Source organism: Alishewanella sp. WH16-1 (assembly GCF_001441695.1).
In the GTDB taxonomy this organism is placed as follows: Bacteria; Pseudomonadota; Gammaproteobacteria; order Enterobacterales; family Alteromonadaceae; genus Alishewanella; species Alishewanella agri.
In genome coordinates this window covers 1-17,018 of sequence record NZ_LCWL01000011.1, presented here as the reverse complement: position 1 = coordinate 17,018, position 17,018 = coordinate 1, and the positions used below count along the sequence as shown (strand labels likewise).

General features: G+C 51.7%; 17 protein-coding genes. 8 read left to right on the top strand and 9 right to left on the bottom strand.

From position 1 onward, the window contains the following. Window positions 1-89: 89 nt before the first annotated feature. Window positions 90-1,268 (bottom strand): FAD-dependent oxidoreductase, encoded by a 1,179-nt coding sequence (locus tag AAY72_RS01945; RefSeq protein ID WP_057785390.1) that lies wholly within the window; start codon window positions 1,266-1,268, stop codon window positions 90-92. Window positions 1,269-1,534: 266 nt separating this feature from the next. On the opposite strand from AAY72_RS01945, the gene aguB reads away from it, so the two are divergent. The 5 genes from aguB (at window position 1,535) to AAY72_RS01920 (ending at window position 4,459) form a co-directional block, all read left to right on the top strand. After that, on the top strand, window positions 1,535-2,425 hold the full coding sequence (gene aguB / locus AAY72_RS01940) for an N-carbamoylputrescine amidase (RefSeq protein WP_304439232.1): 891 nt from the start codon (window positions 1,535-1,537) through the stop codon (window positions 2,423-2,425). Then, window positions 2,422-3,534, top strand: a complete 1,113-nt coding sequence (gene aguA, locus AAY72_RS01935; protein WP_057785388.1) for an agmatine deiminase — start codon at window positions 2,422-2,424, stop codon at window positions 3,532-3,534. The genes aguB and aguA overlap by 4 nt, the downstream gene beginning before the upstream one ends. A 17-nt stretch (window positions 3,535-3,551) precedes the next feature. Continuing rightward, window positions 3,552-3,830: a peptidylprolyl isomerase PpiC gene (ppiC, locus tag AAY72_RS01930; RefSeq protein WP_008607313.1), complete on the top strand. Its 279-nt coding sequence runs from the start codon at window positions 3,552-3,554 to the stop codon at window positions 3,828-3,830. Between the two features lie 73 nt (window positions 3,831-3,903). Then, entirely contained in the window at window positions 3,904-4,122 is a 219-nt protein-coding gene (locus AAY72_RS01925) for a type II toxin-antitoxin system prevent-host-death family antitoxin (RefSeq protein ID WP_008607312.1), read from the top strand. Beyond that, complete coding sequence (locus AAY72_RS01920) at window positions 4,115-4,459, top strand: hypothetical protein (RefSeq protein ID WP_057785387.1); 345 nt, start codon at window positions 4,115-4,117, stop codon at window positions 4,457-4,459. The genes AAY72_RS01925 and AAY72_RS01920 overlap by 8 nt, the downstream gene beginning before the upstream one ends. A 115-nt stretch (window positions 4,460-4,574) precedes the next feature. On the opposite strand, the gene AAY72_RS01915 is transcribed toward AAY72_RS01920, so the two are convergent. Further along, complete coding sequence (locus tag AAY72_RS01915) at window positions 4,575-5,849, bottom strand: DEAD/DEAH box helicase (protein ID WP_008984330.1); 1,275 nt, start codon at window positions 5,847-5,849, stop codon at window positions 4,575-4,577. A gap of 80 nt (window positions 5,850-5,929) precedes the next feature. On the opposite strand from AAY72_RS01915, the gene AAY72_RS01910 reads away from it, so the two are divergent. After that, the gene (locus tag AAY72_RS01910) at window positions 5,930-6,205 is read left to right on the top strand and encodes a GIY-YIG nuclease family protein (RefSeq protein WP_008607308.1); all 276 of its coding nucleotides are present in this window, start codon (window positions 5,930-5,932) and stop codon (window positions 6,203-6,205) included. Window positions 6,206-6,208: 3 nt separating this feature from the next. Further along, on the top strand, window positions 6,209-7,111 hold the full coding sequence (locus tag AAY72_RS01905; protein ID WP_008607307.1) for an AEC family transporter: 903 nt from the start codon (window positions 6,209-6,211) through the stop codon (window positions 7,109-7,111). A gap of 24 nt (window positions 7,112-7,135) precedes the next feature. On the opposite strand, the gene AAY72_RS01900 is transcribed toward AAY72_RS01905, so the two are convergent. The 4 genes from AAY72_RS01900 to tyrS form a co-directional block, all read right to left on the bottom strand. Further along, window positions 7,136-7,351 carry a hypothetical protein gene (locus AAY72_RS01900; protein ID WP_008951333.1) on the bottom strand — a complete coding sequence of 72 codons (216 nt, stop codon included), beginning with the start codon at window positions 7,349-7,351 and terminating at the stop codon, window positions 7,136-7,138. Beyond that, the gene (locus AAY72_RS01895) at window positions 7,290-9,005 is read right to left on the bottom strand and encodes a potassium/proton antiporter (protein ID WP_057785386.1); all 1,716 of its coding nucleotides are present in this window, start codon (window positions 9,003-9,005) and stop codon (window positions 7,290-7,292) included. Before AAY72_RS01895 ends, AAY72_RS01900 begins: the two co-directional genes overlap by 62 nt. Before the next feature lie 11 nt (window positions 9,006-9,016). Next, window positions 9,017-10,630, bottom strand: coding sequence for a penicillin binding protein PBP4B (gene pbp4b, locus AAY72_RS01890; RefSeq protein WP_057785385.1), 1,614 nt, complete (start codon window positions 10,628-10,630; stop codon window positions 9,017-9,019). Window positions 10,631-10,759: 129 nt separating this feature from the next. Further along, complete coding sequence (gene tyrS / locus AAY72_RS01885; protein WP_057785384.1) at window positions 10,760-11,962, bottom strand: tyrosine--tRNA ligase; 1,203 nt, start codon at window positions 11,960-11,962, stop codon at window positions 10,760-10,762. Between the two features lie 149 nt (window positions 11,963-12,111). Between tyrS and AAY72_RS01880 the strand changes: the two genes are divergently transcribed. Then, complete coding sequence (locus tag AAY72_RS01880; RefSeq protein ID WP_057785383.1) at window positions 12,112-13,530, top strand: peptidoglycan DD-metalloendopeptidase family protein; 1,419 nt, start codon at window positions 12,112-12,114, stop codon at window positions 13,528-13,530. Window positions 13,531-13,605: 75 nt separating this feature from the next. Here the strand turns inward: AAY72_RS01880 and AAY72_RS01875 are convergent, their stop codons facing one another. Genes AAY72_RS01875 through AAY72_RS01865 form a run of 3 tightly spaced genes read right to left on the bottom strand, consistent with a single transcriptional unit; the run spans window position 13,606 to window position 16,812 of the window. After that, entirely contained in the window at window positions 13,606-14,736 is a 1,131-nt protein-coding gene (locus tag AAY72_RS01875; RefSeq protein ID WP_057785382.1) for a sodium ion-translocating decarboxylase subunit beta, read from the bottom strand. Window positions 14,737-14,761: 25 nt separating this feature from the next. Further along, window positions 14,762-16,549 (bottom strand): sodium-extruding oxaloacetate decarboxylase subunit alpha, encoded by a 1,788-nt coding sequence (oadA, locus tag AAY72_RS01870; RefSeq protein WP_057785381.1) that lies wholly within the window; start codon window positions 16,547-16,549, stop codon window positions 14,762-14,764. A gap of 20 nt (window positions 16,550-16,569) precedes the next feature. Then, entirely contained in the window at window positions 16,570-16,812 is a 243-nt protein-coding gene (locus AAY72_RS01865; protein ID WP_057785391.1) for an OadG family transporter subunit, read from the bottom strand. Between the last annotated feature and the right edge of the window lie 206 nt (window positions 16,813-17,018).

Here is a 17,018-nt window from a genome sequence, read left to right as displayed (position 1 = left end):
AATCTCAACGCTACTGGTGCTAATCATTACGAAGGTTCTAACTCAGTGCACCGGGCAGCATCTAAAACTATGGCGTCTAGGCAGCAGGTTTAAAACACCGAATTCCCCACGGCATACTTAGTTAACAACTGCTTCGCCATCCCTGCCTTGGCCGCTAACCTAAGCCCCTGCTTTCGCAACAACGACAGCGGCGCCGACTCCCGGCTAAAGGTCTGATAAATCACATCCATCGCCCCCATCATCAGCGTATTCTGCATACGCCGCTGCCGCTGATACTGCTGTAAACTATCCGTATCCGTGAGGGACTTGCCGGCGCTTAAATTCGCCGCCAGCTGTTCAACCAATAACATCGCATCAGCAAAGCCCAGGTTCACCCCCTGCCCGGCCAGCGGATTAATGGTATGCGCCGCATCGCCGGCTAGTACCACCCGGCCTTTTACGTATTGCTGTGCCTGCATCCGCGCCAGCGGAAACCAGGCTGAGCTTTTTAGCTTAATCGCACCCAGCTCTGGCGGAAACGCCTCAATAAAGGCCTGCTCTAAAGCTTTGGGGCTTAACGCCGCCAATTGCTTCACTTTGGCAGCTTCGTCATACCAGACTAAGGACGCCTGCGCGCCAGGTAAGGGTAAAAAGGCGCGCGGGCCGCTGGGGTAAAACTGCTGCCAGGTAATATCCTGCTGTGGATAAGGTGTATCGACATAGGCCACCAGACAAGCTTGCTGATATTGCCAGCCGGCAGTACCAATGCGCGCCAGCTGCCGCACTTTAGACTGGGCACCATCGGCGCCAATTAGCAGCAGGCACTGCAGCTGACGGCCATCGCTCAGCGTTAGCTCCACGCCCTGCTCGTCTTGCCGTAGCGCAGTAATTTCACAGTCAGTCAGTACCGTGATTGACTCAGCAAACTGCTGCCACAGTGCCAGCTGTACCAAATTATTTTCGACAATATGGCCAAGGTGAAGCTCGCCAATTTCACTGGCAGCAAAGCGCAGCTGCGCCTTGCCCTCGCCTGCCTGTAAATATTGATACGGACACAGCCGCATTTGCTGCAGGTTTTGCCAGGCGCCGAGTGCTGTCAGCCAACGTTCGGAACACAGATTTAACGACGACACCCGTAAATCAATCGCGCTTTGCGCCTCGAACGGCGCTGGCGCCTGGCGCTCCAGCACGGTAATCGACAAGCCTAAGCGACTGAGTGCAACCGCCAGGGCGGCACCGACCATACCGCCGCCGCTGATCACCACATCGCTGGTTATTAGGTTTTGCATCTTTTTGTCCTGCTTTTACCGCACCGCGGCAAGTAATTCCGGTAAAATTTTGCTAAGGTTAACAACAATTTTGTAGCGTGCAAAACAGCCAGATCAAATAAGCCGAAAAAAGATTGACGGCTGACTGAAAATGCGGCATTTTGCGCGCCCTGTTGCCCGGCGACGCCGCGGCAGCAAAGCGATAGCCGACATGCTGGCAAGGCTGATGTCGGCTATATACGCCGGTACCCTGTAGACCGGACTTATCACTGCTGACTTGGAGAGATCTGATGCGTAATGTAACGGTTGCTGCTACCCAGATGATTGGTGGCTGGAATGTCGAAGAAAATATCGCCCGCGCGGAAAAACTGGTGCGCCAGGCGGCGGCTCAGGGCGCACAAATCATTCTGTTACAGGAACTGTTCGAACGTAACTATTTCTGCCAAAAGCAAAAGCCTGAGTATTTAGGTTTTGCCGTGCCGGTAGAAGAAAACCCGGCGGTAAAACACTTTGCCAAGATTGCTAAAGAGCTGGCAGTGGTGCTGCCGATCAGCATCTATGAGCGTGCCGGCAACTGCCTGTATAACACTGTGGTGATGCTGGATGCCGATGGCAGCAATATGGGCATTTACCGCAAGAGCCATATTCCGGATGGCCCGGGTTACAGCGAAAAGTACTACTTCACCCCGGGCGACACTGGCTTTAAAGTCTGGAATACCCGTTATGCCAAAGTGGGCGTCGGTATTTGCTGGGACCAGTGGTTCCCGGAGTGTGCCCGTAGTATGGCACTGCAGGGCGCTGAGCTGATTTTCTACCCCACTGCCATTGGTAGTGAGCCGCATGATGCCACTATTAATTCCCGCGACCACTGGCAGCGCACGCAGCAGGGTCATGCGGCGGCAAACTTAACGCCGGTGATCGTATCTAACCGCATTGGTACTGAAACCGAGGGCGATTTCTCCATTACCTTCTATGGCAGCTCCTTTATTGCTGACCACAGCGGTGCCAAGGTACAGGAAGCGAACGAAACTGACGAATCCGTACTGGTCCATACCTTTGATTTAGATGAAGTGGCTGCCATTCGTCGCGCCTGGGGCGTGTTCCGTGATCGTCGCATCGATATCTACGATACGCTGCTGACCAAAGACGGCAAAATCAACCCGGAGAACAGCAAGTGAGCCAAACGCTAACCTCTACCCCAAAACAAGACGGCTTTAGTATGCCGCCCGAGTGGGCGCCGCATAAGCAAACCTGGATGATTTGGCCAGAGCGCACTGACAGCTGGCGTTTAGGTGCCAAGCCGGCACAAGCCGCCTTTGTTACCGTCATTAAAGCCATTGCCGGCTTTGAACCGGTATCGGTTGGCGTATCGGCGGCACAGTATGCCAATGCCTACGCCCAGCTCAGCCAGGCCAATACCAAGTTCCCAATCCGGGTGGTCGAAATTTCCAATAATGACGCCTGGTGCCGTGATACCGGCCCGACCTTTGTTACCAATGGTAAAGGAGAAGTCCGTGGCGTGGACTGGACCTTTAACGCCTGGGGTGGCCTGAATGGCGGCCTGTATTTCCCCTGGGATCGCGATGATCAGGTTGCCAGTAAAATTCTTGGCATTGAGCAGCTGCCGCGCTACCGCACCGAGGGCTTTGTGCTGGAAGGTGGCGCTATTCATGTCGATGGTGAAGGCACCCTGCTGACCACAGCTGAATGCTTGCTCAATGCCAACCGCAACCCGCATTTAAGCCGCGAACAGATTGAAGCCATGCTGCGCGAGCATCTGGCGATTGAAAAAGTGCTGTGGCTGGAAGACGGCATCTTTAATGATGAAACTGACGGTCATGTCGATAATATGGCTTGCTTTGTCAAACCCGGTGAAGTGTTGTTAGCCTGGACTGACGATAAGAACGATCCGCAGTATGCCCGCAGCAAAGCGGCGCTGGACTATTTAGAAGCCAGTACCGATGCGAAGGGCCGCAAAATTAAGGTGCATAAGCTGCCGGTACCTGCGCCGATTATCGCCAAAGCCGAAGAATATGCGTCTGTCGATCAGTCAATGGCCGCGATCCCTCGCGAAGCCAATGCCCGTCTGGCCGGCTCTTACATTAATTTCTATTTATGTAATGGCGGCTTAATTCTGCCCACCTTTGATGATCCGAACGATCAGGTCGCAGCAGAGATCCTGCAGCAGCTGTTCCCGGCGCATCAGGTAGTGACGGTACCCGGCCGGGAAATCCTGCTGGGCGGCGGTAATATTCACTGTATCACCCAGCAGCAACCTGCTGGCTAATCGCGAGAGTAACGACCATGGCCAAAGCCTGCGCCTTACATATTCTGGTAAAAAGCCGCGAACAAGCGGAAAAGCTGAAAAAGCAGCTGGAGCAAGGCGCCGACTTTGGCAAACTGGCAAAACAACACTCATTGTGTCCGTCTGGAAAAAAAGGCGGTGACCTCGGTGAGTTTCGTAAAGGCCAGATGGTCAAGCCCTTTGATGATGCGGTCTTTAAAGGGCCGCTGTTAAGTGTGCAAGGGCCGGTTAAAACCCAGTTTGGCTTTCATTTGATCAAAACCCTCTATCGCAGTTAGCTCGCTATTTGCCGCCTGCAATACTCTCTGCTAAGCTGAATCAGTCTGAAAAAAGTCTTTTAAAGGACGGCCAATGCAAACTGAGACCATTACCTACCTGAAAGAACATGCCAATACACTGGAGCTACAGGAAGAGCTACTGATAACCAAAAACGGTAAGCCGGCTTTTGTGGTGCAGTCCTATCAGGATTATCAATTCCAGCAGGATACCCTCGCTTTATTAAAATTATTAAAACTTTCTGAAAAATCATTACAAGATAAGGCGTTAACGCTGGAGCAAGCCTTTGACTAGTGGCTACAAGCTGGTCGCCTCGCCACTGTTTCGTTTATCCCGCCAAAGATTGCAGGCATTTTTAACTGAAAAGTATTCCGCAGAACTAGCGGAAAAAACACTGGCGAGTATTAAAGAGCAGATCGCCACGACTTTACCCGCGCAGCCACTGATTGCGCCAATTAGCGAACGCTTGTTCAAGCTGGGCTTAACCGAATACCGGCAATGGCAGTTGGATAAACATAATCTGCTGTTTTATCGGGTGGATGCTAAGCAGCAACAGCTTGAGCTGCTACTGCTAATGGATAGCCGGCAAAATGTGCAAAAGCTTCTCTATGAATTAACCTTATTACTGTAAAGCTTGTTGTTGGCAATGGATGATCTGGTGGCAGATATTTTAAGTCTGATTGAATAAGCAGTAGCGGCCGCACCCGCTGCCGCCGCTGTTGTGAAACTGTTGTGTCGCGGTGTTGTTAGGCCTTACCCAGTGCTTTAGCTCTGAGTTTGGCTTTAAGTTTGCCGGCAGATTGCTTTTTCGCCGGGCCATCATGCCGAGCACCTGGCCGCTGTCCGGGTTTACGCGCCAGCTGTTCTTCTGGTGGCTGAAAACTGGGGTCGTGCTCATAACCCGGTACGATCTGGGTTGGCAGGACCTGCTGGGTCAGTTTTTCAATATCCTGCAAAGCGCCGAGTTCATCCGGCCCCACCAGCGTGACCGCTACGCCACTTAAACCAGCACGCCCGGTGCGGCCGATACGGTGTACATAGTCCTCGGCCACCTGAGGCAGATCGTAGTTCACCACATAGGGTAACTCACTGATATCCAAACCACGGGCGGCGATATCGGTCGCCACTAAGATCCGCACCTTACCCTGTTTAAATTCGTCCAGTGCGCGTTGCCTTGCTCCCTGCGCCTTATCGCCATGGATCGCGGCTGTGGTCAGGCCGTCTTTTTGCAGTTGTTTCGCCAGCCGGTCGGCACCATGTTTGGTGCGGACAAAGATCAGCACCTGTGGCCAATTTTGCATGCCAATCATATGCGAAATCAATTCGCGCTTGCGATGACGATCGACCAGATAAACTTGTTGGGTGACGCGGTCTGCAGTTGCGTTGGCGGTGGCAACCTCAATTAACACCGGCTTATTTAACAGCTCATCGGCCAGAATTTTAATCTCTTTGGAATAGGTCGCCGAAAACAGCAGGGTTTGCCGCTGTGCCGGCAACTTGGCCATAATGCGTTTAATATCAACAATAAACCCCATATCCAGCATGCGGTCTGCTTCATCCAGCACCAGCACTTCCAGCTGACTTAAATCAATGGTCTGTTGATGTAGATGATCAATTAAACGCCCCGGCGTGGCGACCAGAATATCCAGCCCTTGCTCAGCCTCATCATATTGCGGCCGGATTGACACCCCGCCATAAAATACGGCACACCGCACTGACAAATAGCGGCTATAGGTTTGCACACTTTCAAATACCTGTTGCGCCAGCTCGCGGGTGGGCGTTAATACCAATACTCTGACTTGGGCTGGTTGTAAGACTTTCGGCGCATTGAGCAGTTGTTGCAGCAATGGTAAGGTGAATGCCGCCGTTTTGCCGGTACCGGTTTGGGCGCCAGCCAGCACATCTTTGCCACTCAGGATCGGCGGGATAGCTTGCTGCTGCACTGGCGTAGCAGCCTGATAGCCCTGCTCAGCTAAAACACGTAGAATAGGCTCTGCCAGAGCCAGGGTTTGAAATTGCATGCGATGTTCCGAACTAGTTTTTCGTCAAGCTGTGTCAGCCGGCTATTATAGCAGGGCGACGGCGCCGGAGATATGATGCCGTGTCCGACTGGTATCTTTATCTGATCCGTACCGCACAAGGGCAACTCTATACCGGCATTAGTACCGATCCGGTGCGGCGCCTGCGCCAACATCGGGGCGAATTAGCCGGTGGCGCTAAGTCGCTGCGTGGTAAGGGCCCGCTGACCCTGGTTTATCAACAGCCTTACCCCTGTCGCGCCAGCGCCAGTAAAGCTGAGTATCAGGTTAAGCAACTCAGTAAAGCCGCTAAGGAACAGTTAATTTCGCGTTCTGCCCCTTTAACCAACAGCGAGTAGAAGATGGAAAATTTTTACCTGGTATTGGCCTATTTGCTTATTGGCATGCTGTTACGCCGTTTACCCGCCATGCCGGACAACAGTGGTTTAGTGCTGAATATCTATGTGCTCTATGTGGCATTACCGGCGCTGATCCTGAAAAATATCAAGTTGCTGGAGTTCTCCTTTGCCCTGTTGATCCCGGCTGTCACCCCCTGGTTGCTGCTGTTGGTGGTGGTGGCCACAGTATTGCTACTCAGCCGGTTATTTGGCTGGTCCCGCGAAGTCACCGGGGCTTTGCTGGTGATCCTGCCGCTGGGCAATACCTCTTTTCTTGGCTTTCCGATGACCGAAGCGCTGTTTGGTCAAACCGCCATGCCTTATGCCGTGGTGTATGACCAGATTGGTTCCTTTATTGCGCTGGCAACCTATGTCACTATCGTGGCGGCGATCTATAGCCCAACAATGACTAAGCCAACCCCCAAGGCGATTTTGCTGAAGATTATTGGTTTTCCGTCTTTTATTGCGTTGATCGTTGGCTTGCTGATCCGGGATTTTAGTCTGCCGCCACTGGCAGTATCACTGGTGGATAATCTGGCCGCGACCCTGGTGCCGGTGGTGATGATTGCGGTTGGCTTTCAGCTCAGTTTCCGCTTTAGTAAAGCTGAAGTGTCACCTTTGATTAGCGCACTCTGCATCAAACTGGCTTTGATGCCAATCAGTGCCTGGCTAATTTGGCGCGCGCTGGGACAGGAAGGTCTGGCGGTACAAATCAGTATCTTTCAGGCGGCGATGCCGCCGATGATTTCGGCCGGCGCTATCGCCATTATGGCAGGTCTGGCGCCACGCTTAGTCAGCGGCGTGATCGGTTTTGGTATTCTGGCTGGCTTAGTGACCCTGCCGGTGGTGTATTGGTTGCTTAGTTAGCGTACGGCCGCTAACGGCTGCTTATCAGGCGTCCAGCGGCTTTTGCTGTTCCAGCTTTTTGATATGTTCGGTCAGGCCAAGCGCCTTTTCTACATCCAGCATAATGGCAATGCCAGTATCCAGCTTTTCGTCCAGGCCGCCGACGCGTACCAGTTCGCCGCTATGCGTTATCGGGCGTTTAATCGCTTTCCAGCCGGGTATCCAGTCGTATTGTGGTAATGCGGTTACCGACAATTTCATCCACAGTTAATTTTATCGCGCCGATAATTACCTCAGCTCCAGCCACAACCTCAGTGCTCAGTTTTTCCCGGCAATACTCATCCAATGTTAGCTCAGCATCCTGCCCCGTAAAATCCAGGTTATAACACCAAGCCAGATCACTAAACCGACTCGCCCCTTTTAACCTTAGCGTAGTGGGTAATTCAGGGTTAATAAAACCTGGCTCAGAAAAAATTTGCTCCAGCATCGGTTTATAATCTTTTTTCAGCACCACAAACAGATGATCACCAGCCTCTAGCACCGTTGAACCTCGCGGCGGAATAATTTGCTCCTGCCGGGTAATCATGGCAACCACCACCCCCTCAGGTAAGGCCATCCGGGACAAGCGGCGATTGATCGCTCTCGATCCTGCTGCCAGGGTGTACTCGACAATTTCGGCGTCAACATCCCCTAAGGCGGTAATTTCCAGTGTTGCCGCTGGCTTGGCTGTTACCGGTTCAATCAAATCCAACTTTTTAGCAACCCAAGCCAGAGTGGAGCCTTGTAAGGTTGCGGAAATTAACACCACGAAAAACACCGCGTTGAAAATAAGTTCCGCACCCGGCAAGCCATACATTAGTGGAAAAATCGCCAGGATAATCGGTACTGAGCCACGCAGCCCAACCCAGGACACCAGAGTCATCTGCCGTAGTGAAAAGCCAAACCATTTCAGCACCGGCAATACCGCCAATGGTCGGGCGACAAAAATTAGCACTGCGGCGATCAGTAACCCTTGCCACCAAACATCCAGCAGTGAGCTGGGGTTAATCAGTAACCCTAACATCACGAACATCATAATCTGGCTTAGCCAGGCCAAACCATCATGGAACAGAAAGGTCGTTTTCTGAAACGAAAATTTGTTATTTCCAATCATCACACCACAGATAAAGATGGCCAGGAAGCCACTGCCACCGAGATTAGCCGCCAGACCAAAGGATAGTAAACCGGCAGCCGCTACCAACACCGGATATAAGCCGGTTGCCTGCAGTTGGATCCGGTGCAGCAGTTGCAGCGTCAGATAACCAATCAATAAGCCGACTAAGGCGCCGCCACCCATCTGTAAAAAGAACAGCTGCAATACGCCAACACCGGGTTTTAAGCCATTTACCAGCACTTCCAGCAATGTGACTGTTAGGAAAATTGCCATCGGGTCGTTCGAGGCACTCTCAATTTCCAGAGTCGACTTCAAGCGTTCGTTCAGATTAATACCGGCATTACGTAACAGTGAGAATACCGCTGCGGCATCAGTTGAACCGACGATAGCGCCGATCAGCAAACCTTCCATTAAGCTGATTGACAGAATATAACTGGCCGCGACACCGGTGAGCAGCGCTGTCACCATAACCCCCAAGGTTGCCAGAATCGACGCGGGTTTCCACACCTTTTTCACCGCACTGAGGGGAGTTTGTAAACCACCGTCGAACAGAATAAAAGCCAGTGCTATGGTACCGACCGCATGCGCGAACTGCGGGTTGTTAAAGGCTAAACGACCAAACCCTTCCTCTCCGGCTAACATCCCGACTAATAAAAACAGCACCAGCATCGGTAAACCCAACCGGGCCGACAGCTTACTGGACAGAATACCCAGTAGAATCAGCACAGAGGCAACGAGAATAAGCTGGTCAATCAAAAACATAGTCGGTCCTTTTACGGTAAAGCCTGATAAATAAGGGTTAAGATGGAGCCATACCGTCCGGTTTCAAAGCTATCTCCGCTAAAACGGTAGCTGTCACCCTCGGCAACGATTGGGCTGTGCTTTTTATTGGTAAGTAGTACCACCAATAATTGCTGTTCCGGATCGATCACTGTCGCAGTGCCGGTCCAACCGGTATGACCATAGGCACTGTCACTGGCATAGGCACCAAAGTGCCAGTTTAAGTCGCCCTGCACTGCGGTGCGCCAGCCCAGTCCAAAGCGATGGTCATAGGGTGACGGCGCCACAAACTGTGCCAGGGTTGCCGGTGTAAAAAACTGCTGCCAGCCATAACCACCACCTTGTAAACTTAACGCCATCAACACGGCCAGTTCTTCAGCGGTGCTAAACAAACCGGCATGGCCTGCCACGCCCTGAAATGAATAAAAGGCTTTTTCGTCATGCACCTCGCCGACAATCACGCCGCTACGATTGGCCGGAAAACTAACCCGGCCGCCACGGCTGTTACCATCGAGCTCTGTTGCGGCAATCTGATCGCGGCTAAAGCCATGTTGCAGCGGATTAAACAGGGTGTGGGATAACCCCAGCGGTAAATAAAACTGCTGACGCAGATACTGATCCAGTGACAGGCCACTGAGTCGCTCAATTAGCATCCCCAGCAGCATATAGTCGACATCACTGTAGACTGCGGCCGTGCCACGCTCAGTCGCAAACGGGACCTGAGTCAGAATAAGCTGCTCGGTATCGGCTTTATTTAACGAATAGAACTGCGGGCCATGCCGGTTATCCGGGCGGAAAAAATGCACCTCGGGCGCATAGCCGGCTGTGTGGTACAGCAGGTCACTGACCGTGCGCTGCTCGCGGCCATCGCCCTGATACTCAGGCAGATAATGCTGTACCGGCTTAGTCACATCCAGCTTACCCTCACTGACTAAGCGCATCAGCGCATAGTTAGTGGCATACATTTTACTGTTAGAGGCGATATCAAACAGCGTATCGGTTTGCATCAGCCGCGGCTGGCTCAGCAGTGTTCCGTCCGCCTGGTAACGCTCGGCATAGCCATAGGCACTGTGTTTAATAATGACGCCATCTTTTACCACCACTAGCACGGCACCGGGAAAGCCTTGCCTGATCTCCTGCTCTATTAACTGGTCAACGGCACTAAAGGCGGTGGCATAAGAGGTCAGATCGCTGCGTAATGTCGGATAAGGGATGCTAATTTGTACCTGTGCATTGGCCGGCTTGATACTAACCAACTCCAGCCGGTTCTCGCCATTACGGGTTAGCTTCGAAATATCAATCCGTTGCTGTTGCGCTGTGGCTGTAAGCGTCAGCAGCTGTTGATTCAGCCTGAGTTGTAACTCCTGTGTCTGTTGCAGATCGATCAATAACTCGCCCTGACCGGCATAAGCCAGAAAACGCCGTTTATTATTTACCGCAACACGCTCACTGCGCTGCTCCGGCCAATGCAACACCAACTGGCCACGCTGCTCGGCCAGTACCAGTTGCTCAGCTGCGCTAACCGTGCGACTGGGAGCTTGCGGCGACAAACTACAAGCCACCAGACTAAGCAACAGACAACCGCTAAATAATAAACGTCCTAACATACCGTTCCACCGTTTCTTTTTTCGGACTTCGCCCAATGCTGCCGCCAAAAATGACACAGCCGGCGTTAAACAACCGGCTGTGTTGAAAAGACTACGTTTGGCAGACGACATTCGCTGCCAGGCCGGTCATTACTGCAAGGTGACTTTGGCAAACTTACGTTTACCGACCTGATAAATTTGGCTGCTGCCTTTCGCGACATCCAGTTTGCTATCTTCAATCTTTTGCTCACCGTTTAATTTCACCGCGCCTTGCTTAATCATCCGGATTGCTTCTGAAGTGCTGTCAACCAAACCCGCTTCTTTTAGTAAGTTAGCAATCGGCATTGCCTGTCCCTCACAGCTTAGCAGCACTTCCGGAATATCATCTGGTAAAGCATTTTTGCTAAAACGCTGAATAAAATCCTGATGCGCCGCTTCAGCAGCGGTCTCATCATGGAAACGGGCAATAATCTCTTTTGCCAGTAAAATCTTCACATCGCGCGGGTTGGCACCGGCTGACACATCCTGCTTTAACTGCTGGATTTCCGCTAACGGCCGGAAGCTTAACAAGCCATAGTAGCGCCACATCAGATCGTCAGAAATCGACATGATTTTGCCAAACATCTCGGTCGGGGCATCGGTAATGCCGACATAGTTGCCCAGCGACTTGGACATCTTCTGCACACCGTCCAGACCTTCCAGTAATGGCACCATCATTACGGTTTGCGGCCGCATACCTTCTTCTTTTTGCAGCTCACGGCCCATTAGCAGGTTAAAGCGCTGATCGGTACCGCCCATCTCGACATCGGCTTCTAATGCTACGGAGTCCCAGCCCTGTACCAGCGGATAGAGGAACTCGTGGATCGAGATCGACTGGTTGTTAGCAAAGCGCTTTTTAAAATCGTCGCGCTCCAGCATTCGCGCGACCGTCTGGCGTGACGCCAGCTTAATCATACCGGCTGCGCCCAGCTCGCCCATCCACTGCGAGTTAAAGGCTACCCGGGTTTTCGCCGGATCCAGAATTTTAAACACCTGTTCTTTGTAGGTTTCGGCGTTTGCCAGCACATCTTCACGGCTTAGCGGCTTACGGGTCACGTTTTTACCGCTCGGATCGCCAATCATGCCGGTAAAGTCACCGATCAGGAAAATCACTTCATGACCCAGTTGCTGGAAAGTCCGTAATTTATTAATAAGTACCGTATGGCCTAAATGCAAATCAGGAGCCGTAGGATCAAAGCCGGCCTTGATCTTTAGCGGCTTGCCTTCTTTTAATTTGGCAATTAGCTCTTCTTCCAGCAGAATTTCTTCGCAACCGCGTTTCAGCTCTGCTAATGCCTGTGCCCAATCGGCCATTTTATACTCCTGCAATCTTGCTTTTTCGCTCATAGAACAGCCATTCTAGCTGATGTTCCGCCATGACGAAACGCAGAAAAGTCTGGTATCACCGAAAAAAAGGGTTTATGCTCGGTTTTTGTGCATTTTCAACTCGATGGTATTTCCCGATGCAACAACTGGTCTCGCAATTACCTTCCCGCCACCGTCTGTTGATTCTGTTGGTTTCCGTGCTGCTAGCCATTTTACTACTGATGCCGTCCGAACACGCCTCGGCATCGCGCAATACTGAGCGCCCGGCAGATGAGATTGCTACCGGATTAGACCTTGCCGCCATCGATAATTTTGTCAGTGACGAATTACGTGACGCTGTTGCCGCAGAACTGTCAAACACCGCAACGGATAGCGACCTAACCAATACAACAGCCGATATGCCAGAACCCACATCACAACAACCAGGCGCTGAACCGGGGTTAAACTGGGTAACCGTCTCTGTGCAATCCGGCGATATTTTATCGGGTCTGTTCCGCAAGGCCGGAGTAAGCCAGCAAACCATGCAACAGATCCTGGATCTGGGCCGGCCAACCCGCACCCTAACCCGGTTATTTCCTGGCGAGCAAATTGAGTTTGGTCTGGATCAGCAAGGCGAACTGCAGCAATTACGCTATGCCATTAACCGCCTGGAAACCTTGGAAGTCTCACGTCAGAGCGATGGCGGTTTTAGTGCCGCTACCAGTAAAAAAACGGTTGAGTTGCAGCAACAATTCGCCGCCGGTGAAATCCGCAGTAGTTTCTGGCATGCCGGTCTGGCTGCCGGCTTAACGGAAAGCCAGATCATGCAACTGGCCGGTGTCTTTGGCTGGGATATCGATTTTGCGCTGGATTTACGCGCCGGTGATAGCTTCGCCGTATTATTTAATGCCGAATATCTGGAAGGCGAGCCATTGGGTAACGGTACTATTCTGGCGGCAGAATTTACCAATCAGGGCGAGGTATATCAAGCCATCCTGCACTCTGACGGCAACTACTATAAACCGAATGGTCAGAGCATGCGTCAGGCTTTTTTGCGCGCCCCGGTAAGTTTTCAGTACGTCAGTTCTAATTTTAATCCAAGGCGCCTGCACCCGGTATTAGGTACAGTGCGGGCCCATAATGGCACTGACTATGTGGCCCCTGTTGGTACGCCAATTATGGCAGCCGGTGATGGTCGGGTAACGCATTCCGCTTTTAATAATCTGAATGGTCATTATGTCTTTATTCAACATGCGAATAATGTCACCACCAAATACCTGCATTTATCCCGCCGTGACGTTAAAGTCGGGCAAAGGGTAAAGCAAGGCCAAACCATAGGCCGGTTGGGAGCCTCGGGTCGGGTTACCGGTGCCCATTTGCATTATGAATTTATCGTGGCTGGCGTACATCGTAATCCACGTACCGTAAAATTGCCGCAGGCCACGCCGCTGGCGGGTAACGAAAAACAGCAATTCAGTGCCACCGCCCGAACCCTGCTGAGCCAGCTACAACAGCAGCAGCAACACTATCTGGCCAAACGCCAGAGCGATAGCGATACTGAGCAAGCTGCGCCCTAGGGCATGTAGACCTTTGCTGCTTGGATTTAGCTAAAAAAATAGCCCGCAGCGCGGGCTATTTTTTTGTAGTATCGATTAACCGACTAAGGCTAACAAGATCCCCGCTGCGACTGCCGAGCCAATCACACCAGCGACATTTGGCCCCATTGCATGCATCAACAGGAAGTTATGCGGGTCCGCTTCCAGGCCCAATTTATTCGATACCCTGGCCGCCATCGGCACCGCCGACACACCGGCCGAACCGATTAGTGGGTTAATCGGTTGCTTCGATACCTTATTCATTAGCTTGGCCATTAACACCCCGGCAGCAGTTCCTATTGCAAAGGCAATCATCCCCAACACCAAAATGCCCAGCGTTTGGGTGGTCAGGAACTTATCTGCACTTAAGCGCGAGCCAACCGCTAAACCAAGGAAAATTGTTACGATATTAATCAGCTCGTTCTGGGCCGTTTTACTCAGGCGGTCAACAACCCCGCACTCTTTCATCAGATTACCTAAACAGAACATTCCGATCAGTGGTGCTGCTGTTGGTAACAGTAAGATGGTTAGCAGCAGTAGCAATAACGGAAACACAATTTTCTCACGCTTACTGACCACCCTAAGCTGTGTCATCTGAATTTTGCGCTCGGCTTCGGTAGTCAGGGCCCGCATAATCGGCGGTTGGATCAAGGGCACCAAAGCCATATAGGAGTATGCCGCCACGGCTATCGCACCGAGCAGATCTGGTGCTAGCCGCGATGCCAGGAAAATGGCAGTCGGACCATCAGCACCACCGATAATCGCAATGGCAGACGCCTCTTTGAGCGTAAAACTTAAGCCTGGCACCCAATTCAACGCGATAGCGCCAAATAAGGTCGCAAAGATCCCGAACTGAGCGGCAGCACCTAAGAACATGGTCCTTGGGTTGGCAATCAGGGCACCAAAATCGGTCATGGCGCCCACGCCAAGGAAGATCAGTAATGGAAAAAGACCGGAGGTAATCCCCATTTCATAAAACAAATACAGAATACCACCCGGCTCCCCCATCCCTGCCAGTGGGATATTAGTCAGGATGGCGCCAAAACCAATCGGCACCAGTAGCAAGGGTTCAAAACCTCTGGCAATCGCCAGATACAGCAAAACGACCCCAACCAACATCATCACGATCTGACCAGGCGTGAAGTTGACTAGACCGGTCGAGGCAATCAGCGTTTGTAATGCTTCCATTTCTAATCCTTAACGACGACCGGGTTTATTCAAAGCTGATTAACACATCGCCATTGGCAACGGCATCGCCGGCGGCAACGTGAATTTTTGCCACAACACCATCGGCCACGGCACGCACCTCGGTTTCCATCTTCATCGCTTCCATAATGATCACCACGTCACCGCGCTTAACACTGGCACCGGCCTTGGTGACGACTTTCCAGATATTGCCGGCCAGCGGTGAATTTAACGTGGTGCTACCGGTAACAGAGGCACTGCCCGGGATATTTTCTGACACCACAGGCTTAACACTGCTGAGCTCACCACTGGGTGCGACTTCAACTTCATAAACCTTCCCATCAACCCGTACGCTATAACTGGCAGGGCCAGCAGTGCTTATCGGCTTAGACTGACTGGATGACGTTGTTTTTACCGGTTCATCGACCAAATCTGGCGCCGGCTCGAAGGCGGCAGGGTTATTGCGGTTTTTCAGGAATTTTAAACCAACTTGCGGGAACAGCGCATAGGTCAGCACATCATCGACCAGCTCTGACGCTAAATCGATGTTTTCAGTTTTCGCCAGCTCGGATAATTCCGTAGTGAGCTTTTCAAGTTCTGGCGTCAGCACATCGGCTGGCCGACAGGTAATCGCCTTGCCGCCAGCCAGCACTTTTTGCTGTAGTTCAGTATTAACCGGTGCAGGTGTCGCACCATACTCGCCTTTTAACACGCCTGCGGTTTCTTTGGTGATACTCTTATAACGCTCGCCGGTTAACACATTAAGTACCGCCTGAGTGCCGACAATTTGTGAAGTTGGTGTCACCAGTGGAATATAGCCGAGATCTTCGCGCACGCGGGGAATTTCTTTTAATACCTCGTCCAGTTTTTCCAGTGCGCCCTGCTCTTTTAGCTGGCTTTCCATATTGGTCAGCATACCACCGGGAACCTGTGCTAACAGAATACGGGCGTCAATACCTTTTAGCGAACCTTCAAACTTGGCGTACTTCTTCCGCACGTCGCGGAAATAGGCAGCAATTTCTGCCAGCAATTCCATATTCAGGCCGGTATCACGTTCGGTGTTTTCGGTAATAGCTACCAAGGTTTCGGTTGCACTATGGCCATAGGTCATACTCATCGAGGAAATGGCAGTATCTAACATATCGATACCGGCATCCACCGCTTTCTGATAAGTCGCAGTACTCAAACCGGTGGTGGCATGGCATTGCATCGCCAATGGGATCTTCACCGACTCTTTAATACGGGTAACCAGCTCTTCGCAATCATAAGGCTTCAGCAAACCCGCCATATCTTTAATACAAATTGAGTCGCAGCCCATATCTTCCAGCTGTCGTGCCATATCTACCCAGCTATCTATGGTATGGACCGGGCTAACGGTGTAAGAAATCGTGCCCTGGGCATGTGCCCCCACTTTAATCGCGGCCTGAACTGCCGTTTGCAGGTTGCGGATATCGTTCATTGCATCGAAAATCCGGAACACATCGACGCCGTTTTCATGCGCGCGCTCAACAAATCGGGTCACCACATCATCGGCGTAATGGCGGTAACCGAGTAAATTCTGACCACGCAGCAACATTTGCTGCTTGGTATTTGGCATCGCTTTCTTTAATTCCCGGATCCGATGCCAGGGATCTTCGCCCAGATAACGGATACAAGCGTCAAAGGTCGCACCACCCCAGGATTCGACTGACCAATAGCCTACCTGGTCTAATTTACTGGCAATGGGCAGCATATCTTCCAATCGCAGCCTGGTGGCCAGTAAAGATTGATGCGCATCACGCAGCACCAGTTCGGTTAATAACAAGGGCTTAGACATGCCAGTATCCTCTTTATCAATTATTGTTTTTGGCGGTATTGATGCACAGCTGCCCCGATGGCAGCGACAACCGCAGGCGAGACAGTTTGACTGGAGGCAGTTTCCAGTTTGGTAGATTGTTCGGCTTGCTTAACCGGAAAGTAACGCTGCACGGTATGACTCATCAGCCTTAACAGCACGACCAGCAAGAACAGGAACGTATACACTGCGACCATGCCAATAAACATCAGCGCCGCTGCTTCTAAAAGGAGATCTGCAACCATCAGTAAACCCTGTGTTAATTGCAATGTATTATGAACAGTATGGCCCAGATTTTGGCCTGCGAACAATAAATTAGCCTTATAGCTACTATTGGTATTTCTATACGATCATGCCACAACAATCAAGAGTTAAGACGTTTATATTTCCAGACATCTAAACGCTTAATAGCTATTCAGCACCGTTATCAGGATCGAGTAGGAGGCGGGAT